The organism is Streptomyces spinosus, assembly GCF_020400655.1.
GTDB classification, from domain to species: domain Bacteria; phylum Actinomycetota; class Actinomycetes; order Streptomycetales; family Streptomycetaceae; genus Streptomyces; species Streptomyces argyrophylli.
Genome location: NZ_JAINRC010000005.1, coordinates 331,139 through 352,358, shown reverse-complemented (window position 1 = coordinate 352,358; position 21,220 = coordinate 331,139). Strand labels below are relative to the sequence as shown.

The 21,220-nt window shown below is 70.5% G+C and carries 22 protein-coding genes and 1 pseudogene; 8 read left to right on the top strand and 15 right to left on the bottom strand.

The features are described 5' to 3' along the window. The first annotated feature begins 163 nt into the window (after positions 1 to 163). Entirely contained in the window at positions 164 to 835 is a 672-nt protein-coding gene (gene nucS / locus LG395_RS12790; protein WP_225809423.1) for an endonuclease NucS, read from the top strand. A 97-nt stretch (positions 836 to 932) separates the two neighbouring features. On the opposite strand, the gene LG395_RS12785 is transcribed toward nucS, so the two are convergent. The 3 genes from LG395_RS12785 to LG395_RS12775 form a co-directional block, all read right to left on the bottom strand. Then, a complete protein-coding gene (locus LG395_RS12785) occupies positions 933 to 3,557 on the bottom strand; it encodes an ATP-binding protein (protein WP_225809422.1) in 2,625 nt (874 codons plus the stop codon). 209 nt (positions 3,558 to 3,766) lie between these two features. Continuing rightward, positions 3,767 to 4,090, bottom strand: coding sequence for an STAS domain-containing protein (locus LG395_RS12780; RefSeq protein ID WP_171152771.1), 324 nt, complete (start codon positions 4,088 to 4,090; stop codon positions 3,767 to 3,769). A 158-nt stretch (positions 4,091 to 4,248) separates the two neighbouring features. Continuing rightward, positions 4,249 to 5,097 carry a 3-hydroxyacyl-CoA dehydrogenase family protein gene (locus tag LG395_RS12775; RefSeq protein ID WP_059252623.1) on the bottom strand — a complete coding sequence of 283 codons (849 nt, stop codon included), beginning with the start codon at positions 5,095 to 5,097 and terminating at the stop codon, positions 4,249 to 4,251. Between the two features lie 260 nt (positions 5,098 to 5,357). Here LG395_RS12775 and LG395_RS12770 point away from each other — a divergent pair, with 260 nt between their 5' ends. The 3 genes from LG395_RS12770 to LG395_RS12760 all read left to right on the top strand — a co-directional run bounded on the left by LG395_RS12770 (position 5,358) and on the right by LG395_RS12760 (position 7,063). Next, entirely contained in the window at positions 5,358 to 6,200 is an 843-nt protein-coding gene (locus LG395_RS12770) for a helix-turn-helix domain-containing protein (RefSeq protein WP_225809421.1), read from the top strand. Beyond that, positions 6,182 to 6,388: a DUF397 domain-containing protein gene (locus LG395_RS12765; RefSeq protein WP_225809420.1), complete on the top strand. Its 207-nt coding sequence runs from the start codon at positions 6,182 to 6,184 to the stop codon at positions 6,386 to 6,388. Before LG395_RS12770 ends, LG395_RS12765 begins: the two co-directional genes overlap by 19 nt. Before the next feature lie 102 nt (positions 6,389 to 6,490). Beyond that, positions 6,491 to 7,063 (top strand): cob(I)yrinic acid a,c-diamide adenosyltransferase, encoded by a 573-nt coding sequence (locus LG395_RS12760; RefSeq protein ID WP_225809419.1) that lies wholly within the window; start codon positions 6,491 to 6,493, stop codon positions 7,061 to 7,063. A gap of 58 nt (positions 7,064 to 7,121) precedes the next feature. On the opposite strand, the gene LG395_RS12755 is transcribed toward LG395_RS12760, so the two are convergent. Next, a complete protein-coding gene (locus tag LG395_RS12755; RefSeq protein ID WP_225809418.1) occupies positions 7,122 to 7,763 on the bottom strand; it encodes a TetR/AcrR family transcriptional regulator in 642 nt (213 codons plus the stop codon). 111 nt (positions 7,764 to 7,874) lie between these two features. Here LG395_RS12755 and LG395_RS12750 point away from each other — a divergent pair, with 111 nt between their 5' ends. Together LG395_RS12750 and LG395_RS12745 are read left to right on the top strand one after the other, a co-directional pair. Then, on the top strand, positions 7,875 to 8,741 hold the full coding sequence (locus LG395_RS12750; protein ID WP_225809417.1) for an oxidoreductase: 867 nt from the start codon (positions 7,875 to 7,877) through the stop codon (positions 8,739 to 8,741). Between the two features lie 70 nt (positions 8,742 to 8,811). Then, complete coding sequence (locus LG395_RS12745; RefSeq protein ID WP_225809416.1) at positions 8,812 to 9,540, top strand: SDR family NAD(P)-dependent oxidoreductase; 729 nt, start codon at positions 8,812 to 8,814, stop codon at positions 9,538 to 9,540. 67 nt (positions 9,541 to 9,607) lie between these two features. On the opposite strand, the gene LG395_RS12740 is transcribed toward LG395_RS12745, so the two are convergent. Both LG395_RS12740 and LG395_RS12735 read right to left on the bottom strand, forming a co-directional pair. After that, positions 9,608 to 10,111, bottom strand: coding sequence for a DinB family protein (locus LG395_RS12740; RefSeq protein ID WP_225809415.1), 504 nt, complete (start codon positions 10,109 to 10,111; stop codon positions 9,608 to 9,610). Between the two features lie 44 nt (positions 10,112 to 10,155). After that, a pseudogene (locus tag LG395_RS12735) lies at positions 10,156 to 10,617 on the bottom strand (hypothetical protein); the annotation flags it as partial. Positions 10,618 to 10,619: 2 nt separating this feature from the next. On the opposite strand from LG395_RS12735, the gene LG395_RS12730 reads away from it, so the two are divergent. Beyond that, a complete protein-coding gene (locus LG395_RS12730) occupies positions 10,620 to 11,249 on the top strand; it encodes a response regulator (RefSeq protein ID WP_225809460.1) in 630 nt (209 codons plus the stop codon). Positions 11,250 to 11,374: 125 nt separating this feature from the next. After that, positions 11,375 to 13,198, top strand: coding sequence for a glycoside hydrolase family 18 chitinase (locus tag LG395_RS12725; RefSeq protein ID WP_225809414.1), 1,824 nt, complete (start codon positions 11,375 to 11,377; stop codon positions 13,196 to 13,198). A 63-nt stretch (positions 13,199 to 13,261) separates the two neighbouring features. On the opposite strand, the gene LG395_RS12720 is transcribed toward LG395_RS12725, so the two are convergent. The 9 genes from LG395_RS12720 to atpB all read right to left on the bottom strand — a co-directional run bounded on the left by LG395_RS12720 (position 13,262) and on the right by atpB (position 21,000). Beyond that, positions 13,262 to 13,708 (bottom strand): DUF2550 domain-containing protein, encoded by a 447-nt coding sequence (locus LG395_RS12720; protein WP_171152787.1) that lies wholly within the window; start codon positions 13,706 to 13,708, stop codon positions 13,262 to 13,264. A 151-nt stretch (positions 13,709 to 13,859) separates the two neighbouring features. Then, positions 13,860 to 14,234: a F0F1 ATP synthase subunit epsilon gene (locus LG395_RS12715; RefSeq protein ID WP_014675015.1), complete on the bottom strand. Its 375-nt coding sequence runs from the start codon at positions 14,232 to 14,234 to the stop codon at positions 13,860 to 13,862. A 120-nt stretch (positions 14,235 to 14,354) separates the two neighbouring features. Next, positions 14,355 to 15,791: a F0F1 ATP synthase subunit beta gene (atpD, locus tag LG395_RS12710; RefSeq protein ID WP_171152789.1), complete on the bottom strand. Its 1,437-nt coding sequence runs from the start codon at positions 15,789 to 15,791 to the stop codon at positions 14,355 to 14,357. Next, positions 15,792 to 16,709: a F0F1 ATP synthase subunit gamma gene (locus LG395_RS12705; protein WP_171152790.1), complete on the bottom strand. Its 918-nt coding sequence runs from the start codon at positions 16,707 to 16,709 to the stop codon at positions 15,792 to 15,794. A 21-nt stretch (positions 16,710 to 16,730) separates the two neighbouring features. After that, a complete protein-coding gene (atpA, locus tag LG395_RS12700; RefSeq protein WP_171152792.1) occupies positions 16,731 to 18,323 on the bottom strand; it encodes a F0F1 ATP synthase subunit alpha in 1,593 nt (530 codons plus the stop codon). A 132-nt stretch (positions 18,324 to 18,455) separates the two neighbouring features. Beyond that, a complete protein-coding gene (locus tag LG395_RS12695) occupies positions 18,456 to 19,271 on the bottom strand; it encodes a F0F1 ATP synthase subunit delta (protein ID WP_225809413.1) in 816 nt (271 codons plus the stop codon). Beyond that, positions 19,268 to 19,819 carry a F0F1 ATP synthase subunit B gene (locus LG395_RS12690; protein ID WP_171152796.1) on the bottom strand — a complete coding sequence of 184 codons (552 nt, stop codon included), beginning with the start codon at positions 19,817 to 19,819 and terminating at the stop codon, positions 19,268 to 19,270. Before LG395_RS12690 ends, LG395_RS12695 begins: the two co-directional genes overlap by 4 nt. 39 nt (positions 19,820 to 19,858) lie before the next feature. Then, on the bottom strand, positions 19,859 to 20,104 hold the full coding sequence (gene atpE / locus LG395_RS12685; protein WP_059130009.1) for an ATP synthase F0 subunit C: 246 nt from the start codon (positions 20,102 to 20,104) through the stop codon (positions 19,859 to 19,861). A 77-nt stretch (positions 20,105 to 20,181) separates the two neighbouring features. Further along, on the bottom strand, positions 20,182 to 21,000 hold the full coding sequence (gene atpB / locus LG395_RS12680) for a F0F1 ATP synthase subunit A (protein ID WP_505016506.1): 819 nt from the start codon (positions 20,998 to 21,000) through the stop codon (positions 20,182 to 20,184). Between the last annotated feature and the right edge of the window lie 220 nt (positions 21,001 to 21,220).

The window sequence follows — 21,220 nt, the reverse complement described above, 5'->3', positions numbered from 1 at the left end:
ACCGTAGGTGACCACACCAGCAGAATGCGTATATGAACCGATCCCGTTACGCCCACAATCGGCCAGGGATGAACAAGAGTTTGAAGGGACAATTGGGGCGATCCACTGGGAGCTGGGCGGACGGATCGCGAGCACCGGCGGGCGTCGAGTAGCGTTGCCGACCATGCGTCTCGTCATTGCCCGCTGCTCGGTCGACTACGCCGGCCGGCTCACCGCCCACCTGCCCTCGGCCCCGCGACTGATCCTGGTCAAGGCGGACGGCAGCGTCTCCGTCCACGCCGACGACCGGGCCTACAAGCCGCTCAACTGGATGTCGCCGCCCTGCACGCTGAAGGAGGGCACCGCCGAGGACGAGGGCGTGTGGACGGTCGTCAACAAGGCGGGCGAGAAACTGATCATCACGATGGAGGAGATCCTCCACGACTCCTCGCACGAACTGGGTGTGGACCCGGGACTGATCAAGGACGGCGTGGAGGCCCACCTCCAGGAACTGCTCGCCGACCGCATCGAGACGCTGGGCGACGGGTACACCCTCATCCGCCGCGAGTACATGACGGCGATCGGGCCCGTGGACATCCTGTGCCGGGACGCGGACGGGCAGACGGTGGCGGTCGAGATCAAGCGGCGGGGCGAGATCGACGGCGTGGAGCAACTGACGCGCTACCTCGACCTGTTGAACCGCGACCCGCACCTCGCCCCGGTCCGCGGCATCTTCGCCGCCCAGGAGATCAAGCCGCAGGCCCGCGTCCTCGCCACCGACCGCGGCATCGACTGCCACGTCCTGGACTACGACGCCCTGCGCGGCATCGAGGACGACAAGCTCCGCCTGTTCTGACCGGCGGCTCCGCCCGGCCCTGCCGCCGCGCACCGCCCCCCGGGCACCCCGGGAGCCACCGTCGCGGCGCGGAGGCAGGTGTCCGCCGTGGCCGGGGTCACATCAGCGTGCCGGTCGTTCCCGGGGCCGTTTGCGACGCCGACGCGCTGCTCGACGTTCCGCCGGTGGTGCCGTCCGTGGAGCCGCCGGTCGTCGTACCGCCGGTGTCGCCGCCCGTCGTGGTGCCCCCGGTGGTGCCGTCCGTGGAGCCGCCGGTCGTCGTGCCGCCCGCGTCGCCGCCGGTGCTCCCGGTGGTGTCGCCCGTCGTGCCGGTCGAGCCACCGGTTCCGCTGCCGCCCGTGGACGTACCGCCGCCGGTCGTCGTACCGCCCGTGCCGCCGCTCGTCGAGCCACCGGTCGTCGAGCCGCCCGTGGAACCGCCCGTGGAACCGCCGGTCGTACCGCCCGTCGTGCCACCGGTCGAGCCACCGGTCGAGCCCCCCGTCGTCCCGCCGCCCGGCCCTCCCGGCTTCGGCGACTTGGACGGTGAGCCGGAGGAGGAGTGCGAGCCGGAGGGCTCGACGCTCTCCGACGGGCGGGAGGGGGCCACGGGCGGTGCCGGGTCGTCCGCGGTGCCGTACGTGCCGTCGGGCCCCGGTGACGTGGGCCGGCTGCTCGCCGAACCGGTGCCGCCGCCGTCCGCCGGCCCCGAGCCCGGGCCGCCCTCGCCGATGTCCTGACCGGCGGACGGGTTGGCGTCGACCTTGCCGGCCGGGTTGCGGCCCGCGTCGTCGGGGGAGGTCACCCCGAGCGCGACGACCGTACCGAGCACGGCGGCGAGCAGCGCGCCGGAGCCGGCCGCCACCATGTTGCGCCGGGCCAGGCCCCGGACGCCGCCCCGCGGCCGGGGCACCGGGACCCGCTGGGTGACCGCGGTCTCGTACGGCGCCGGCGCCCGCTCCTCCTGCCGCACGTCCGCCGGCTCCTCCCCCGCCGCCACCGGCGGGAGCCCGGGCGCCTCGCCCGCGCGGTCGGCGAGCAGAGCCAGGGCGCGGCGGCCGGCGACCGTGCCCCGCTTGTCGGCGAGGGCGCCGCGCAGCCCGCTGGACGCCTCCAGTTCGGCCCGTGCCCGGTCGAGCCGGCCGGTGCAGAGCGCGAGTATGCCCAGCTCATGGTGGAAGTAGGCCTGTTCGGTCACCTCGCCGGACAGCAGGGAGGCCTCCGCGCCGGACCGCAGGGCCCGCTCCCAGGCGTTCCAGTGGAGCCCGGCGGCGAAGGCGGGCGCGGCCGTGCGGGCCAGCCGTACGGCGCTGCTCTCCTCGCCCTCGACGGGCGGGACCGTCCGCGGGACGACGGCGGCGAGCGCGGCGAGGACCGCGTCGGCCTCCGCGCACACCCGCTCCGGGGTGACGGAGGGGTGGCCGGCCCACCAGGCGTAGTGCCGGGCGGCGGTGTCGGCGTGGCCGGGGGCGTCGTCGGCGTACCCGGCGGCCTCCAGCTGGGTCTGCACGCCGGCCGCCAGGCGGTACCGGGAGCCGACCGGGGAGACCAGGCCGCAGCCCGCCAGCTCACCGAGGGCGGCGTCCGCGTGGGTGTCGCCGACCAGCGCGGGCAGGTGCGCCTGGTGCGGTACCTCACCGCCGAGGGCGACGGCGAAGCGCAGGGTGGCGCGGGCGGAGGCGCTGAGCCGGGAGGCGAGCAGCGGGGCGGGGGCCGCGGCCTCGCCGAGGGAGGGCAGCGGGACCTCGTCCTCCAGGTCCACGGGCGGGTCGGCCGGCAGGCGCACGTCCTCGAAGACGCCGTACTCGTCGACCGCGCCCGTGCTGGCGCGCAGTCGGTCGCGCTGCCGGAGCAGGGCACCGGCCTGGACGAACCGCAGGGGCAGCCCCTCGGACTCGAACCAGAGGTCGCCGGCCCAGTTGGCCTCCTCCTCGGTGAGCACCCGGCCGACGGTCCGCTCCAGGATCTCCACGCCGGCGGCGCGTTCGAGGCCGCCGAGGAAGACCTCCTCGACGTCGGAGCCCGCGGAGGGCGCGGGCACGTCGGGGGTGGCGGCGAACAGGAACGCGCACTCGGGGGTGGCCTCGAGCAGTTCGTCCAGCGCGGCACCGCCGAACTCCAGGTCGTCCAGGACGACGACCGCGCCGATCTCCTGGACGGCGGCGAGGAGTTCGTCCCGGTCGGGGCGGTGGCGGGGGGCGTCGTGAACGGCGTGGAACAGGTCGTGCAGGAGGTCACCGGCCGTGCGGTGGAAGCCGTTGAGGCGGACCACGCCGTCGGGGGCGAGGTCCAGGCAGTCCTCGGCGACCAGTTCGAGCAGGGCGGTGCGGCCGGAGCCGGCCGGGCCGGTGAGCCGGACCGAGCGGCCCCGGGCCAGGAGGCGGACCAGGCGCTCGCGTTCGTCCTGGCGTTCCAGCAGGGAGAGCGCCGGCTGGGCGGGGCCGGCCGGCACGGGCGGCAGGGCGGCGCGTTCCGTACCGGCGCGTTCGGCGGCGGTGCGCTTGCGGGGCCTGCCGGGGAGCTCGGCCGGCGGGCAGGGCTCTATCTCGCTGCCGTCGACCGGATTGACGGTGAGTTGCAGGTCGCCGGTGACGAGCTGGGCCATGCGGGCGGGCACGGCCGGGCCGGCGGCGAAGTCGGAACCGAGGGAGTCCCGGGGCGGGCGGCGGCTGTGCGCCTGGCCGTGTTCGTCGGAGCCCGGGGTGACCGGGTTGGCCGGGTCGATCGGCTCGATCGGGTCCATGGGTTCAAGCCCCCCAAAAGCGTCGTGTGCCCGTGTTCGCGGCCCCTCCCGGCCTTGTCGCACACCGCGCTGTCGCTTCTGGTCCGGGCCCGCTCGGTCGAGGGGTGCGAGGTGGCGGGCGACCGCACCCTAAACCTTTCCTCAGTGTCTACGACAGGGCGGGGTGCCCTGCGGTCCGAGACGTCACGGTCTTGTGAGGATTGCGTGCCTCACACCCGGGGCAGTGACTCCACCCCGATGCCGCCCTCGATGGCGAGGATGCGGTGCAGCCGGGTCGCCACCAGCAGACGCTGCATCTGCGCGGGTACGCCCCGTAGCACCAGCCGGCGCCCGCAACGGCCGGCCCGCCGGTGGGCACCCATGATCACCCCGAGTCCGGTGGCGTCCCAGGAGTCCAGTTCGGACAGGTCGAGCACCAGGTCGCCGACTCCGGTGTCGACGGCCGAGTGCAGGGCCGTACGGGCGTCCGCCGCGCTGCGGACGTCGAGGCGGCCCCCGACGACCAGCTCGGCGTGGTCGCCCCTGATGTACATATGCGCTCCCCGTTGAGTGCGATTGGCGTACTCGGTGACGGTGCTGTGCAACGTCTGACTGTTCGGGTGGCGGTGCGGTTGCTGCTTGTAAGCGAACCGATACCGAATTCACCCCGGGGAGTGACGCTCCCGGGGTGGTCGTGCGTGATCGGGTTGACTCAGTACGTGTAGAAGCCCTGCCCGCTCTTGCGCCCGATGTCACCGGCGTCCACCATCCGGCGCATCAGCTCCGGCGGGGCGAACTTCTCGTCCTGCGACTCGGTGTAGATGTTGCTCGTGGCGTGCAGCAGGATGTCCACGCCGGTGAGGTCGGCCGTGGCGAGCGGGCCCATGGCGTGGCCGAAGCCCAGCTTGCAGGCGAGGTCGATGTCCTCGGCGGTCGCGACGCCGGATTCGTACAGCTTGGTCGCCTCGACCACGAGGGCGGAGATGAGCCGGGTGGTGACGAAGCCGGCGACGTCCCGGTTGACGACGATGCAGGTCTTGCCGACGGACTCGGCGAACTCCCGCGCGGTGGCGAGGGTTTCGTCGCTGGTCTTGTAGCCGCGGACGAGCTCGACGAGCTGCATCATCGGCACCGGCGAGAAGAAGTGCACGCCGACGACCCGCTCGGGGCGCTCGGTGGCCGCCGCGATCTTGGTGATCGGGATGGCGGAGGTGTTGGAGGCGAGCACGGCGTCCTCGCGCACGAGCTTGTCGAGCGCGCGGAAGATCTCGTGCTTGACCTCCAGCTTCTCGAAGACGGCCTCCACCACGACGTCGGCCTCGGCGGCGGCGTCCAGGTCGGTGGTCGGGGTGATGCGGGCGAGGGCGGCCTCGGCGTCCTCGGCGGCCAGCTTGCCCTTGCCGACGAACTTGTCGTACGAGGCCTTGATGCCGTCGGTGCCGCGCTTCAGCGCCTCGTCGGTGACGTCGCGCAGAACGACGTCCCAGCCCGCCTGCGCGGCGACCTGGGCGATGCCGGAACCCATGAGACCGGCCCCGATGACGGCGAGCTTCCGTGCCACTCCGACTCCCTATGAACGCGGTGAAAGGTCTGCCTCCTCGGCGGACCATAGCGCTCCGGCGCCGCTGTGTGACCGGTAAGTAACGCGCGTCACGTCCCATTTGACGGAGATCACACCGGCAGGGGTACGGGGGCCGGCGGCGGCTGAGTGTGCGTCAACCCGTACCGGTACGGCACGGCCTCTTCCGGCGCCGCGATCGCGTACGCGCCGATACTCTCTGCGTCCGGACTGTCACACGGCGACCACGAAGGGGGTGCCCCATGCCGATGCGCAGGGCGATCACCGGACGCAGTCAGGAGCCCCGCCGGCGCTACGCGGAGGAACTTCGCCTGCTCCGCACATCCAGGGGTCTGAGCCTGCGCGAACTGGCCAAGGCGGCCGGCTGGGACCCCTCGCTCTTCAGGAAGCTGGAGAGCGGGGAGACGCTGGGCGGGCCGGAGGTGGCGGAGGCGCTGGACCGGTACTACGGCACGCCCGGCCTGCTGCTGGCGATGTGGGAGATGGCGGTGGCGGACCCGACGCAGTTCAAGGAGCAGTACCGGCGGTACATGACGCTGGAGGCGGAGGCGGTGAGTCTTTGGCAGTACTCCGTGAGTATCCTGCCCGGCCTGTTGCAGACGGACGCCTACGCGCGCGAAGTGCTCGCACTCGGCGGCTACAAGGGCGCTCGATTGGACCAGCAAGTGACCGCGCGTACCGGTCGGCGGCTGCTCCTGGAGGGCGAGGACGCCCCGCCGTTCCGCGCCCTGATCGCCGAGACTGCGATGCGCACGCCGTTGCGCGACGAGGCGGCATGGCGGGAGCAGTTGGGCTACCTCCTGGAGGTGTCCGAGCACCCCAACATCACGCTCCAGGCACTGCCGGACCGCTCGGGTCTGCACGGTCTGGTGAGCACCGACGTCATGTTCCTCCGGCTGACATCCGGTACTACGGTGGCGTACACGGAGAACGCGCACCGTGGCGAACTGCTGGAGGAAAACGCGGCGGTCGAGCGGCTGCAACGTGCGTACGATGCGATGCGCGACCAGGCACTCGGTCCCGCCGAGTCGCGGAAGTTCATCCTGCGGATGTTGGAGGAAGTGCCGTGCGAGCCATCGACATGACCACCGTGACCTGGCGCAAGAGCAGCTACAGCAACCCCGACGGCGGAAACTGCCTCGAAGTCTCCGACGACCTCTCCCCCGCCGTCCCCGTCCGCGACAGCAAAGCCCCCGACCGGCCCGCCCTCCTCTTCGCGGCCGGGTCCTGGTCGTCGTTCGTCGCCGCCGTGCGGACCGGAGCGCTCCGCTAGCGTCCTCCCCGCCGGCCGGCAGGCTGATCCGCTTCGCCGTCCCGGCCGTGACGGCGGGCACACGGGTGTCCCGGACGGCCGGCGCATCACTACGCTGGCCGCATGGTCAACCTGACGCGCATCTACACGAGGACCGGCGACCGGGGCACCACCAGCCTCGGTGACATGAGCCGCGTGCCCAAGACGGACCTCAGGATCTCCGCCTACGCGGACGCCAACGAGGCCAACGCGGTGATCGGCACCGCCGTCGCGCTGGGCGGCCTGGACGAGGAGATCGTCGCTGTCCTCACCCGCGTCCAGAACGACCTGTTCGACGTCGGCGCGGACCTGTCGACGCCGGTGGTGGAGAACCCGGAGTTCCCGCCGCTGAGGGTGGAGCAGTTCTACGTCGACCGGCTGGAGGCGGACTGCGACCGCTTCAACGAGCGGCTGGAGAAGCTGCGCTCCTTCATCCTGCCGGGCGGCACCCCGGGTGCCGCCCTGCTGCACCAGGCGTGCACGGTCGTCCGCCGGGCCGAGCGCTCCACCTGGGCCGCCCTGGAGGTGCACGGCGAGACGATGAACCCGCTCACCGCGACCTACCTGAACCGCCTCTCCGACCTGCTGTTCATCCTGGCCCGCAGCGCCAACCGGGAGACCGGCGACGTGCTGTGGGTGCCGGGCGGAGAGCGCTAGCTGTATTGCCCTGTGAGGTTGGGGACGCGGCCGGCGGGTGGCGGCCGGCTCCTCGGCCTCACGCGTCCGTGCCGTGCGGCCGACCGGCGGTGCGCGGAGCGGTGATGCGGCGCACGGCCTCCAGGAAGGCGGCGCGGTGCTCGGCGAGCCGGTCGTCGGAACGGGGGTCCGTTCCGACGGCGGCGGCCAGGGCCGGGGGTGCGTCCAGCCAGCTCTCGGTGATGCGCAGGACCATCGCGAACAGGTCCACGGCGGGGATGCCGTCGTTGACGCGCCCCGCGCGCTGGGCGGCGGCTATGGCGTCGACCTTGGCGCGGTAGCTGTCGATCTCGGCGCGGCTGGGTTCGCCGTGGCGCTCGAAGCGGCGCCAGGCCGCCAGGCGGGCGGTCTCCGGGTGGGCCAGCATGAAGTCGAAACGCGCCGCGGCATAAGCGACCAGGTCGCCGTTGACCAACGGCGTCTCCTCGGCCAGCCTGCCGATCTGCTCGCGCAGGACGGCTTCGAACAACTGATCCTTGTCCCCGAAGTAGACGTAGAGCAGGCGCTTGTTGGCACCTGCCCGCTCCGCGATCCGGTCGATCCGGGCCCCGGCCAGGCCGAAGTCCGCGAACTCCGCGGTGGCCGCCGCGAGCAGCAGTTCCTTGGTCGCCGCGGAGTTCCTCGGCCTGGATCCCTTCGGCGCCGTCCCGTTCGTGTCCATGTGGCCATCGTAGCCGTGTAACTAACTTTTGACTTACTCCGACTTCCGGGGCTACTTTGTATCTATCCAGTTAGATACTGCTGGGCAGAAGCACTCCGGAAGGACGCACGCGTGACCACCCCCGCCTCCCTCGAGACCCTCACCCCGGCCGCAGGCCTGACCATCACGCGCATGGGCTACGGCGCCATGCAGCTCGCCGGCCCTGGCGTCTTCGGCCCGCCGAAGGACAAGGACCAGGCCATCGCCGTACTGCGCGCGGTGGTCGACGCGGGTCTCACCCACATCGACACCAGTGACTTCTACGGCCCCGTCGTCGTCAACGAACTCATCAAGGAGGCCCTGCACCCCTACCCGGCCGACCTGCACATCGTCACCAAGGTCGGAGCGCGCCGCGACGACAAGGGCGCCTGGATCCCCTCCCTCGACCCCGCCGACCTCAAGGCTCAGGTCCACGAGAACCTCCAGCACCTCGGCCTGGAGACTCTGGACGTGGTCAACCTGCGCACCGCCGCGCTGGAGGCGGGCTCCACCGACTCGCTGGCCGAGCAGTTCGGTGCCCTGGCCGAGCTGCGCGAGCAGGGACTGATCCGCCACCTCGGCCTGAGCGGCGTGTCCGACGCCCAGCTCACCGAAGCCCAGGCCATCGCCCCGGTCGTCACCGTGCAGAACCTGTACAACCTGGCCAACCGCGCCGACGACGCCCTGGTGGACCGCTGCGCCGCGGAGAACATCGCCTACGCGGCGTTCTTCCCCCTCGGCGGCTTCAGCCCCCTGCAGTCGCAGGCCCTCGCCGACGTGGCCGAGCGCCTGGGCGCCTCCGAGCAGCAGGTCGCCCTGGCGTGGCTGCTCCAGCGCTCGCCGTCCATGGTCCTCATCCCGGGGACCTCGTCGGTGGCGCACCTGGCGGAGAACATCGCCGCCGCCGGCCTGACCCTGCCCGCCGACGCGGTGTCGGAGCTCGACGCCATCGGTAAGTGACCCGTACGCCGCACATCCGGGGGTGCGACCCAGCCGCGCACCCCCACCCTGAAAGGAAGGGCAGTACACAGTGAAGCCCGTCGTCGTCGTTCTCGGGGCATCGGGCGGCATCGGCCGCGCCGTCACCGCCGAGCAGGTCTCCCGAGGACGCCACGTCATCGCCGCCGCCCGCAGTGACCAGATCCTGACCCTCCGGGGGGAGAACGTCACCGCGGTACGCGCGGACGCCTCCCGGCCCGAGGACCTGGAGAAGGTGTTCGGCATCGCCGCCGAAACCGGCCGGGTCGAAGCCCTGGTGCACAGCGTCTTCGCCGACCGGCGCGTCCCGCTGGAACAGCTCGGCGTCCAGGACATGCAGCAGGTCTTCGCGGCCGGGGTCACCTCGGCCCTCCGGTCCGCCCAGCTCCTCGAGCAGCACCGCAGCGGTCCCGCGGCGTGCGTGCTGGTCGGCTCCATCCACGGCGGCTTCGGCGAGGCCGGGATGGCTGCCTACACCACCGCGAAAGCCGCGCTGCGCGGGCTCACGCTGTCCCTCGCCGTCGAATGGGGACCGAAGGGGCTGCGGACCAACCTCGTCGAACCCGGCTTCGTACCCGTCCCCCGCAACGAGCACCTCGCCGACCGGACAGTACTCAAGGCGCTACAGCGCGCCTACCCCAGCCCGCGCCTGTGCACCCCGGCGGACGTCGCCCACCTCACCGGCTTCCTGCTGAGCGACGAGGCCGGCTTCATCAACGCAGCCGTCATCCCCATCGACGGCGGAGCGAGCGCGCTCCTGCCCGAAACCCTCGCGCGCTGAGCGTGTCCGGCGGGCCGCCGGACCGCTGCGGCAGACGCCTGAGCACCGACCGGGGAGCCCGGCTCCCTCAGTCGCCGGTCCGGCCGTCGATCTGTTCGCGCAGGATGTCGAGGTGGCCGTTGTGGCGGGCGGTCTCCTCGATGAGGTGGAGCAGGATCCAGCGCAGGTCCACCGCGCTGCCGTCGTCCCGCTTGGTGCGCGCCCTGGTGTCCAGGTCGTGCGCGGCGACGAGTTCGTCGTGCCGGGCTGCCTCCTCGGCGTACTCGGCGAGCAGCCGGGACAGCGGGATGTCGACGGCGATCCGCATCTCGCGGTCGGGGTCCTCGTCGGTCCAGGGGCCCTCGTCCGGCTCCCCCAGAAAGACGACCCGGAACCAGAAGTACTCGACCCAGCGCAGATGGCTGATCAGTCCGCTCAGGGTCATCAGCGGTGAGCCGGGGAGGATCGCCTTGACGGCGTCCTCGTCGGAGAGTCCCTCGCACTTGGCGCGCGCGGTGGCGCGGACATAGGTGAGGAAGGTGGTCAGCTGGGTGCGCTCGTCCCAGGCGGAAGGCGTGTCGGTGCGTGTCATCGGGGCGATCATGTCCCGGCGCCCGGCCCGGTGTCGACGGAGTTTCAGCCCGCCCCGCGGTTCGGCTCCCGCTTGGGGAACAGCGTGTAGCTCGCGGCGACGACCACGTTGACGCCGATCACCCACAGCATGCGCTGCTGCCAGGCGCGCAGCGAACCGGTGTCGCCGGAATCGCCGACGTACCAGACCGCGCCCTGGAGCAGGGCGAGGGCGACGGCCGAGGCCAGGATCCAGCGGGCCGCGACCCTCCACTCGTGGACGGCGCGGGCCGTGCCGTACCGGGGCGGCCTGACCGGGGGCGGGCCGCCGGCGAAGCGGTGGGCCACCCGGGCGTCCGCCCACCTGATGCTGGAGTGGCCGAGGCCGACCGTGAAGCCGATGTAGACGGCGGCGAGCCCGTGCCGCCAGTTTGGTTCGGCTCCGCCACGCAGGTCGATCGCGGTGACGGCGAAGAGCACGACCTCCAGCAGCGGCTCGCACAGCAGCAGGGCCAGGCCGGTGCGCGGCCCTGGTCGCCGAGGACCAGTCCGCCGTCCGTGCCGGGCTCGTGCTGATCCTGCGCAGCGCGCCGGACATCGAGGTGGTCGGCGAGGCGGCGGACGGCGAGCGGGCGGTCGAGCTGGCCCGGAGCCTCGGCCCCGATCTGGTGCTGATGGATGTGCAGATGCCCCGGCTCGACGGGGTGTCCGCGACCCGGCGGATCGTCGCCGAGCGGCTCGCGGACGTGCTCGTGCTGACCACCTTCGACCTCGACGAGTACGTCTTCGGGGCGCTGCGGGCGGGCGCGGCCGGGTTCCTGCTGAAGAACGCCGAGGCGCGGGAACTGCTGGAGGCGGTGCGGACGGTCGCGCGCGGGGAGGGGATCGCGGCGCCGGCCGTGACACGGCGGCTGATCGCGGAGTTCGCCGCGGCCCCGGCGCGGGGGACGGAGGCCGGCCGGGCCGAGCTGGAGGGCCTCACCCGGCGGGAGCGGGAGGTGCTGCGCTGTATCGGCGAGGGGCTGCCGAACGCGGAGATCGCGGCCCGGCTGGACATGGCGGAGGGCACGGTGAAGACGCACGTCAGCCGGTTGCTGGCCAAGCTGGGCCTGCGCAGCCGGGTGCAAGCGGCGGTTCCGGCCCGGGAGTTGGGGGTTTAGCGAGGCTCGCCGGGAATGGTCCAGACCTATTGACGGGTGGTCCAGACCTTTCTACCCTCGCAGCACCGTGGGGCATGAAGGCTCAGTCATGCCCCTGACATCCCCGATGACGAGGGAGGCGCAGCATGCGCTTCAGAAACAGAGCCGCGGCAGGGTTCGCGACCCTGTTGCTCCCCCTGGCCGGCCTGATCGGACTCACCAGCCCCGCCCAGGCGGCGAGCGGGGGAGCGACCGCCGGCTTCACCAAGACGAGCGACTGGGGCACCGGCTTCGGTGGCCAGTGGACCATCAAGAACACCGGCACCAGCAGCATCAGTTCCTGGACCGTCGAGTGGGACTTCCCCTCCGGCACGTCCGTCACCTCCGCCTGGGACGCGGACGTCACGGGCTCCGGCACCCACTGGACCGCGAAGAACAAGTCCTACAACGGCACCCTCGCCCCGGGCGCCTCCGTCTCCTTCGGCTTCAACGGCGCGGGCTCCGGCTCCCCGTCCAACTGCAAACTGAACGGCGGCAGTTGCGACGGCACGACCGTCCCCGGCGACGCGGCCCCCTCCGCACCCGGCACCCCGACCGCCTCCTCGGTCACCGACACCTCGGTGAAGCTCAGCTGGAGCGCGGCCACCGACGACAAGGGCGTCAAGAACTACGACGTCCTGCGCGACGGCTCCAAGGTCGCCACGGTCACCACCACGTCGTACACCGACACGGGCCTGACCGCCGGCACCGACTACTCCTACACCGTGCAGGCCCGTGACACCGCCGACCAGACCGGCCCGGTCAGCGGCGCGGTCAAGGTGCACACCACCGGCGGCGGCACCACTCCCCCGCCCACCGGTGACAAGGTCAAGCTCGGCTACTTCACCGAATGGGGCATCTACGGCCGCAACTACAACGTCAAGAACCTGGTGACGTCCGGCTCCGCGGCCAAGATCACGCACATCAACTACGCCTTCGGCAACGTCACCGGCGGCAAGTGCGCGATCGGCGACTCCTACGCCGACTACGACAAGGCCTTCACCGCCGACCAGTCGGTCAGCGGCGTCGCCGACACCTGGGACCAGCCGCTGCGCGGCAACTTCAACCAGCTGCGTCAGCTGAAGGCCAAGTACCCGAACATCAAGGTGCTGTGGTCCTTCGGCGGCTGGACCTGGTCCGGCGGCTTCGCGGACGCGGCCAAGAACCCGGCCGCCTTCGCCCAGTCCTGCTACGACCTGGTCGAGGACCCGCGCTGGGCCGACGTCTTCGACGGCATCGACATCGACTGGGAGTACCCGAACGCCTGCGGTCTGACCTGTGACACCAGCGGGGCCGCCGCCTTCAAGAACGTGATGTCCGCGCTGCGCGCCAAGTTCGGCTCGAACAACCTGGTCACCGCGGCCACCACCGCCGACGGCTCGGCCGGCGGCAAGATCGAGGCCGCGGACTACGCGGGCGCCGCCCAGTACGTCGACTGGTACAACGTGATGACGTACGACTTCTTCGGCGCGTGGGACGCCAAGGGCCCGACCGCCCCGCACTCCCCGCTCACCTCGTACGACGGCATCCCGAAGGCGGGCTTCACCACCGCCGACGCGATGGCCAAGTTCAAGGCGATCGGCGTGCCCGCGAAGAAGCTGCTCATCGGCATCGGCTTCTACGGCCGCGGCTGGACCGGCGTCACCCAGGACGCCCCGGGCGGCACGGCCACCGGACCGGCGACCGGCACCTACGAGCAGGGCATCGAGGACTACAAGGTCCTCAAGACGTCCTGCCCGGCCACCGGCACCGTCGCCGGCACCGCCTATGCGCACTGCGGCAGCAACTGGTGGTCGTACGACACCCCCGCCACCATCGCCTCCAAGATGGCGTGGGCCAAGAACCAGGGCCTCGGCGGCGCGTTCTTCTGGGAGTTCAGCGGTGACACCGCGAACGGCGAACTGGTGAACGCGATCAACAGCAACCTGTAAGAGCGAACGGCACCACACCCGTTCACCCTCCCCCGGGCCGCGTCCGGGGGAGGGTGAACGTGCTTACGCCACGTTCACCCTCTGTCCGGGCGGGGCGGCCTCCAGCCACGCGAGGAAGCCGGTCAGCGCGTCCTCGCTCATGGCGAGTTCCAGGCGCGTGCCCCGGTGCGCACAGGCCAGCACCACCGAGTCGGACAGCAACGCCAGTTCCTCCTCGCCCTCGGGCAGCCGGCGGCCGGCCACCTCGATCTGCCCGCGCTCCAGGACGCGGCGGGGGCGGGGGGCGTAGGAGAAGACCCGGTACCACTCGATCCGGTCGCCGTTGTAGCGGGCGACGCCGTAGGACCAGCCCTTGCCGCCCGTGTCCGGTTTCTCGGGCAGGTCCCAGCGCAGCGAACAGTCGAAGGTGCCGCCGGAACGCTGGATGAGCCTGCGGCGCAGCCCGAACAGGAACAGTCCCACCACCACGAGTGCGACCACGATCCCGCACACAGTCAGAGCGAGGACCATCGGCACCGACCTCCTCGTCTCCTAGGTAGAACTGCTTCTACGACTGAGTAATGAAACGGAAAAAACACCCACATCTGCCTCAGCCGCGACCGGCACCGGATTGCTCCGGGCCGGCCGCGGCTGAGTGGCGTCAACGTACGGCGCGGCTGGTTCAGCGCGCCGTCGCAGCACGCAGTCGGACGTCCGCGCGGCGCTCGGCGACGGCGTCGCCTTCCGCCTTCGCACGCTCCAGTTCCCGCTCCGTGCGCTGGACATCGATCTCGTCCGACAGCTCGGCGATCTCGGCCAGCAGGGACAGCTTGTTGTCCGCGAACGAGATGAAACCGCCGTGCACGGCGGCGACGACCGTGCCGCCTTCACTCGTACGGATGGTCACCGGGCCCGACTCCAGCACACCGAGCAGCGGCTGGTGACCGGGCATGACGCCGATGTCGCCGGACGTGGTGCGCGCGACGACCAGGGTGGCCTCGCCGGACCAGACCTGGCGGTCGGCGGCGACCAGCTCGACGTGCAGCTCAGCAGCCAAGGGTGGCTCCTCGGGTCACCACCCGGCAGGGGTGCCGGGTGTTGGGGTCAATTCTAGTGGGCGTGAGTGAGGGGGCGGGACGCACCCCGCCCCCCTCACGACTCAGGCGTGTGCCCGAAGTCAGGAGACGCCCAGCTCCTTCGCGTTCTTCTTCAGGTCCTCAAGACCACCGCACATGAAGAACGCCTGCTCGGGGAAGTGGTCGTACTCGCCGTCGCAGATCGCGTTGAACGCGGCGATCGACTCGTCGAGCGGCACGTCCGAGCCGTCCACGCCGGTGAACTGCTTGGCGACGTGGGTGTTCTGGGACAGGAAGCGCTCCACACGACGGGCACGGTGGACGACGAGCTTGTCCTCCTCGCCGAGCTCGTCGATACCGAGGATCGCGATGATGTCCTGGAGGTCCTTGTACTTCTGCAGGATCGTCTTCACGCGCATGGCCGCGTTGTAGTGGTCCTGCGAGATGTAGCGCGGGTCCAGGATCCGGGACGTGGAGTCCAGCGGGTCCACGGCCGGGTAGATGCCCTTCTCGGAGATCGGACGGGACAGAACCGTCGTCGCGTCGAGGTGGGCGAAGGTGGTGGCCGGGGCCGGGTCGGTCAGGTCGTCCGCGGGGACGTAGATCGCCTGCATCGAGGTGATCGAGTGACCGCGGGTCGAGGTGATGCGCTCCTGGAGGAGGCCCATCTCATCGGCCAGGTTCGGCTGGTAGCCCACCGCGGACGGCATACGGCCGAGCAGCGTGGAGACCTCGGAACCGGCCTGCGTGAAGCGGAAGATGTTGTCGATGAAGAACAGCACGTCCTGCTTCTGGACGTCACGGAAGTACTCGGCCATGGTGAGGCCGGCCAGCGCGACGCGCAGACGGGTGCCCGGGGGCTCGTCCATCTGACCGAAGACCAGCGCGGTCTTGTCGATGACGCCCGAGTCGGACATCTCCTCGATCAGGTCGTTGCCCTCACGGGTGCGCTCACCGACACCGGCGAACACGGAGACACCGTCGTGGTTGTTGGCGACACGGTAGATCATCTCCTGGATGAGCACCGTCTTGCCGACGCCGGCGCCGCCGAACAGACCGATCTTGCCGCCCTTGACATACGGGGTCAGCAGGTCGATGACCTTGACGCCGGTCTCGAACATCTCGGTCTTCGACTCGAGCTCGTCGAAGTTCGGGGCCTTGCGGTGGATGGACCAGCGCTCGCCCTCGTAACGCTCGTCGACGTTCAGCACCTCACCGAGGGTGTTGAACACCTTGCCCTTGGTGAAGTCGCCGACCGGGACGGTGATGCCGTCGCCGGTGTCGACGACCGGGGCCTGGCGGACCAGACCGTCGGTCGGCTGCATGGAGATGGTGCGGACCAGGCCGTCACCCAGGTGCTGGGCGACCTCCAGGGTCAGCGTCTTCTTCTCGCCCGCGTTGGCCGGGTCGGCGACCTCGACGTGGAGGGCGTTGTAGATGTCCGGCATCGCGTCGACGGGGAACTCCACGTCGACGACCGGGCCGATGACCCGGGCGACGCGGCCCGTAGCCGTCGCGGTCTCAACAGTGGTGGTCATTTATCGGTCACTCCCCGCGGTCGCGTCGGCCAGGGCGCTCGCGCCACCGACGATCTCGCTGATTTCCTGGGTGATTTCGGCCTGGCGGGCCGCGTTGGCAAGACGGGAGAGCGTGTTGATCAGCTCGCCCGCGTTGTCGGTGGCCGACTTCATCGCGCGCCGCGTGGCGGCGTGCTTCGAAGCGGCCGACTGAAGCAGCGCGTTGTAGATGCGGCTCTCCACGTAGCGCGGCAGCAGGGCGTCGAGGACGTCCTCCGCCGAGGGCTCGAAGTCGTACAGCGGGAGGATCTCGCCCTTGGGGTGAACCTCCTCCGCGACCTCTTCGAGGCGCAGCGGCAGCAGCCGGGCGTCGAGCGCCGTCTGCGTCATCATCGAGACGAACTCGGTGAAGACGATGTGGAGTTCGTCCACGCCGCCCTCGGCCGTCTCCTTCTCGATGGCCTCGATCAGCGGCGCCGCCACCTTCTTGGCGTCCGCGTACGTCGGCTCGTCGGTGAAACCGCTCCACGACTCCGCGATCTTGCGCTCACGGAAGTTGTAGTGCGCCACACCGCGCCGGCCGACGATGTACGTGTCGACCTGCTTGCCCTCGCGCTCCAGGCGCTCGGTCAGCTGCTCCGCCGCCTTGATGGCGTTGGAGTTGAAGGCGCCGGCCAGACCGCGGTCGCTCGTGAGGAGCAGGACCGCGGCACGGGCCGGGTTCTCCGCCTCCGTGGTGAGCGGGTGCTTGGTGTTCGACCCCGTACCGACCGCCGTGACCGCGCGCGTGAGCTCCTGCGCGTACGGCGTGGAGGCCGCCACCTTGCGCTGCGCCTTGACGACGCGCGAGGCGGCGATCATCTCCATCGCCTTGGTGATCTTCTTGGTCGCGCTGACGGATCGGATGCGACGCTTGTAGACCCGGAGCTGGGCTCCCATGAGTCAGGTCCCTTCCTTACGTCACTTGGCGGCAGCGGCAGGAACGTCCTCGCCGAGCAGCTTGCCGTCGCTCGTCTCGAACTGCTTCTTGAACTCCGCCACGGCGTCGTCGATCGCCTGGATCGTGTCGTCCGACATCTTGGCGCCCTCGCGGATGGAGGTGAGCAGGCCCTGGTGCTTCCGGTGCAGGAAGTCCAGCAGCTCCTTCTCGAAGCGGCGGATGTCGGCGACCGGTACGTCGTCCATGCGGCCGTTGGTGCCGGCCCAGACGGAGACGACCTGGTCCTCGGTGGCCATCGGCTGGTACTGGTCCTGCTTCAGCAGCTCGACCATGCGCTGACCGCGCTCCAGCTGGGCCTTCGAGGCCGCGTCCAGGTCGGAACCGAAGGCGGCGAACGCCTCCAGCTCACGGAACTGGGCGAGGTCCACACGGAGGCGGCCGGAGACCTGGCGCATCGCCTTGTGCTGCGCGGAACCACCGACTCGGGAGACGGAGATACCGACGTTCAGCGCGGGACGCTGACCGGCGTTGAACAGGTCCGACTCCAGGAAGCACTGGCCGTCGGTGATGGAGATGACGTTGGTCGGGATGAACGCCGAGACGTCGTTGGCCTTGGTCTCGACGATCGGCAGACCGGTCATCGAACCGGCACCCATGTCGTCGGAGAGCTTGGCGCAGCGCTCCAGCAGCCGGGAGTGCAGGTAGAAGACGTCACCCGGGTAGGCCTCACGGCCCGGCGGGCGGCGCAGCAGCAGCGACACGGCGCGGTAGGCGTCGGCCTGCTTCGACAGGTCGTCGAAGATGATCAGGACGTGCTTGCCCTGGTACATCCAGTGCTGGCCGATGGCCGAACCGGTGTACGGCGCCAGGTACTTGAAGCCGGCCGGGTCGGACGCCGGGGCGGCGACGATGGTCGTGTACTCCAGCGCGCCGTTCTCCTCCAGCGCGCGGCGCACGCCGGCGATGGTGGAGCCCTTCTGGCCGATGGCGACGTAGATGCAGCGGACCTGCTTCTTCGGGTCGCCCGAGCGCCAGTTGTCGCGCTGGTTGATGATCGTGTCGACGGCCAGGGCGGTCTTGCCGGTCTGGCGGTCGCCGATGATCAGCTGACGCTGACCACGGCCGATCGGGGTCATCGCGTCGACGGCCTTGTAGCCGGTCTCCATCGGCTCGTGCACCGACTTGCGCTGCATGACCGTGGGGGCCTGCAGCTCGAGGGCGCGGCGGCCGTCGGTGTCGATCTCGCCGAGGCCGTCGATCGGGTTGCCGAGCGGGTCGACGACACGGCCGAGGTAGCCCTCGCCGACCGCCACGGAGAGGACCTCGCCGGTGCGCGTGACCGGCTGACCCTCCTCGATGCCGCTGAACTCACCGAGGACGATGGCACCGATCTCGCGCTCTTCCAGGTTCAGCGCGAGGCCGAGGGTGCCGTCCTCGAACTTCAGCAGTTCGTTGGCCATGGCCGAGGGCAGGCCCTCGACCTTCGCGATGCCGTCGCCGGCAAGGGTGACCGTACCGACCTCCTCGCGCGAGGCCGCGTCCGGCTTGTACGACTGGACGAAGTTCTCCAGCGCGTCCCGGATCTCCTCCGGCCGGATCGTGAGCTCCGCCATCTGGGTTCCCTGCTCTCCTTGTTGGGCCCGAAGTTTCACTTTGGGGGTCTGGGGGCGACCCCCAGGAATCCTCTGCACGGCCCAACCAGGGCCGTAAGTACGTACTGCTGTTCTCGGAATATCGAGTTGCTGCTAGCTCGCCATGCGGCGGGCGGCCTCGTCCAGCCGGTCCGCGAGGGAGCCGTTGATGACCTCGTCACCGACCTGCACCCGGATCCCGCCGACGACCTCGGGGTCGACGTCGAGGTTGAGGTGCATCCGGCGCCCGTAGAGCTTGGCCAGAGCGGCGCCGAGGCGGTCGCGCTGCCCGTCGCTCAGCGGCACCGCGGAGGTGACGACGGCGACCATGCGGTTCCGGCGCTCGGCCGCCAGCTTGGACAGGGACTCCAGTCCCGTCTCCAGGCTACGTCCACGCGGCGCGGTCGCGAGGCGCGTCACCAGCCGCTCGGTGGCCGGCTTGGCCCGCCCGCCCAGCAGCCGGTGCAGCAGCTCGGTCTTGGCCGAGGTGCCGGCGGCACGGTCGGTGAGCGCGGCGCGCAGCTCGGTGCTGGAGGAGACGATCCGGCCGAACCGGAACAGCTCGTCCTCGACGTCGTCGAGGGTGCCCGTCTTCTCCGCGGCCGTGAGGTCGGCGATGTTCGCCAGCTCCTCCAGCGCGTCCACCAGGTCGCGGGGCTGCGACCAGCGGGACCGGGCCATTCCGGACACCAGGTCGGCGGCGGTGCCGCTGACCTGGCCGCCGATCAGGCGCTGGACCAGCTGCGCCTTCGCCTCCCCGGGCTGCGCCGGGTCGGTGAGGACCCGGCGCAGGCCGGCCTCGCGGTCGAGCAGCGCGGTGACGGCCGCCAGCTCGTCCGCGAGCTTCGCGGCGTCGACGGACGTGGAGTCCGTCAGCGCGTCGAGACGCTCACGTGCGGCTGCCAGGGCCTCGCGGCTCGCTCCGTTCATCGCGTGGCCTCGGCCTTCTCCTCGAGCTCGTCGAGGAAGCGGTCGATCACACGGCTCTGGCGGGCGTGGTCCTCGAGGGACTCGCCGACGAGCTTGCCGGCCAGTTCGGTGGCGAGCTTGCCGACGTCCTGACGCAGCGCGGACGCGGCGGCCTTGCGGTCGGCGTCGATCTGGGCGTGGCCGGCGGCGACGATCTCCTCGCGCTGCCGCTGGCCCTCGGCCCGCATCTCGGCGATGAGCGCGGCACCCTGCTCCTGCGCCTCCTGGCGCAGGCGCGCGGCCTCGTGCCGGGCCTCGGCGAGCTGGGCCTTGTACTGCTCAAGGACGCTCTGGGCCTCGACCTTCATGGCGTCGGCCTCTTCGATGCCGCCTTCGATCGCCGCGCGCCGCTCCTCCAGAACCTTGTTGATGTTCGGAAGCAGCTTCTTCCAGAAGAAGAAGAACACGATGGCGAAGGCGATGGTGCCGACGAGCAGCTCAGGACCAGCCGGGACGAGCGGGTTCTGCTCCGTCTCCTCGGCCGCCAGCTGTGCCAGGTTGGCGATCACATCAGTGCCTTTCGTCGATTCGTGTCAGGTAAGGGGTGATTACTTACCGAACACGAACGGCATAACGATGCCGATGAGGGCGAGCGCCTCACAGAAGGCGAAGCCCAGGATCTGGTTGGCGCGGATCAGACCCGCGGCCTCGGGCTGGCGGGCCAGGGCCTGGGTGCCGTTACCGAAGATGATGCCGACGCCGATGCCGGGGCCGATGGCCGCGAGGCCGTAGCCGATCGAGCCGACGGAGCCGTGGACACCAGCGGTGGCGGCGAGGGTCTCAAGAGCGGACATGCCGGATCTTCCTTCTCTTTACTGGACCGGTGGGGGTTGGCCACCGGACGTCTGGGGGTTGGCGGGAGTGGTTCGGCTCAGTGGTGCTCGGCGAGAGCGCCCTGAATGTAGGAGCAGGCCAGCAGTACGAAGACGTACGCCTGGACGGCCTGGACGAAGAGCTCGAAGCAGATCATGGCCATCGTCATCACGAAGGAGACGCCGGCGCCGACGACCAGCCAGCTGTTCAGCAGGTACCAGGAGGCGACGGTGAACATCACCAGCATCAGGTGGCCGGCGAACATGTTGGCGAAGAGTCGCACCGCGTGCGTGAACGGGCGGACCAGCAGGTTCGAGAAGAACTCGATGACCATGACCAGCGGCAGAACGGCACCGAGCGACTTGTCGTAGCCCGTGACGTTCTTGAAGAAGCCGACGAAGCCGTGCTTCTTGAAGGTCAGCACGACCCAGGTGAGGTAGACGATCGCGGCGAGCACCGCCGGGAAGGCGATCACCGAGGACACCGGGAACTGGGCCAGCGGGATCACGGACCACACGTTCATGATCCAGATGAAGAAGAACAGCGAGACCATGAGCGGGACGTACTTCTCGCCCGCGCGCTTGCCCAGCGTCTCGTACACGATGCCGCGGCGCACGAAGTCGTAACCGGCCTCGCCGACCATCTGGAGCTTGCCCGGGATGACCTTGGCCTTGCCGAAGGCGGCCCAGAAGAAGGCGACGATCAGCACGGTGGTGACGAGCGCGAGCAGCATCACCTTGTTGAACTCGAAGCCCCCGACCGTGACGAGCGGCTTGAACAGGAAGGACTGCAGGCCCGGGGCCGGGAAGCCGCACCCGTTGTCGGACATGACCCGACAACTCCAGTCAAAGGCGAGCTGGGTCTGGTCAGCACTCACCGCGGGCTCCTTCGGCGTGACGCATGGGTTCGGCAACCTCGTTGTGTCGGCGCGGCGCACGGCCGCGGATCGGCACCGGACTGGTGTTACGGATGTGGGGGCGGCTGGGGGGCATCGAGCCTCGCGATCGAGCAGGCGTCAGCTCGGATGCCCGCGCCCGCGATGCCGCAGTTGGCACCGGACGATAGCAGGAGATCTCACAAGCCTTTATCCCGCCCCT

Bases quoted from the DNA above. Each gene is read 5' to 3' on its own strand.
- nucS (WP_225809423.1), top strand. From the start codon at position 164: ATGCGTCTCGTCATTGCCCGCTGCTCGGTCGACTACGCCGGCCGGCTC.
- LG395_RS12785 (WP_225809422.1), bottom strand. From the start codon at position 3,557: ATGGACCCGATCGAGCCGATCGACCCGGCCAACCCGGTCACCCCGGGC.
- LG395_RS12780 (WP_171152771.1), bottom strand. From the start codon at position 4,090: ATGTACATCAGGGGCGACCACGCCGAGCTGGTCGTCGGGGGCCGCCTC.
- LG395_RS12770 (WP_225809421.1), top strand. From the start codon at position 5,358: ATGCCGATGCGCAGGGCGATCACCGGACGCAGTCAGGAGCCCCGCCGG.
- LG395_RS12760 (WP_225809419.1), top strand. From the start codon at position 6,491: ATGGTCAACCTGACGCGCATCTACACGAGGACCGGCGACCGGGGCACC.
- LG395_RS12755 (WP_225809418.1), bottom strand. From the start codon at position 7,763: ATGGACACGAACGGGACGGCGCCGAAGGGATCCAGGCCGAGGAACTCC.
- LG395_RS12740 (WP_225809415.1), bottom strand. From the start codon at position 10,111: ATGACACGCACCGACACGCCTTCCGCCTGGGACGAGCGCACCCAGCTG.
- LG395_RS12725 (WP_225809414.1), top strand. From the start codon at position 11,375: ATGCGCTTCAGAAACAGAGCCGCGGCAGGGTTCGCGACCCTGTTGCTC.
- LG395_RS12720 (WP_171152787.1), bottom strand. From the start codon at position 13,708: ATGGTCCTCGCTCTGACTGTGTGCGGGATCGTGGTCGCACTCGTGGTG.
- atpD (WP_171152789.1), bottom strand. From the start codon at position 15,791: ATGACCACCACTGTTGAGACCGCGACGGCTACGGGCCGCGTCGCCCGG.
- LG395_RS12705 (WP_171152790.1), bottom strand. From the start codon at position 16,709: ATGGGAGCCCAGCTCCGGGTCTACAAGCGTCGCATCCGATCCGTCAGC.
- atpA (WP_171152792.1), bottom strand. From the start codon at position 18,323: ATGGCGGAGCTCACGATCCGGCCGGAGGAGATCCGGGACGCGCTGGAG.
- LG395_RS12695 (WP_225809413.1), bottom strand. From the start codon at position 19,271: ATGAACGGAGCGAGCCGCGAGGCCCTGGCAGCCGCACGTGAGCGTCTC.
- atpE (WP_059130009.1), bottom strand. From the start codon at position 20,104: ATGTCCGCTCTTGAGACCCTCGCCGCCACCGCTGGTGTCCACGGCTCC.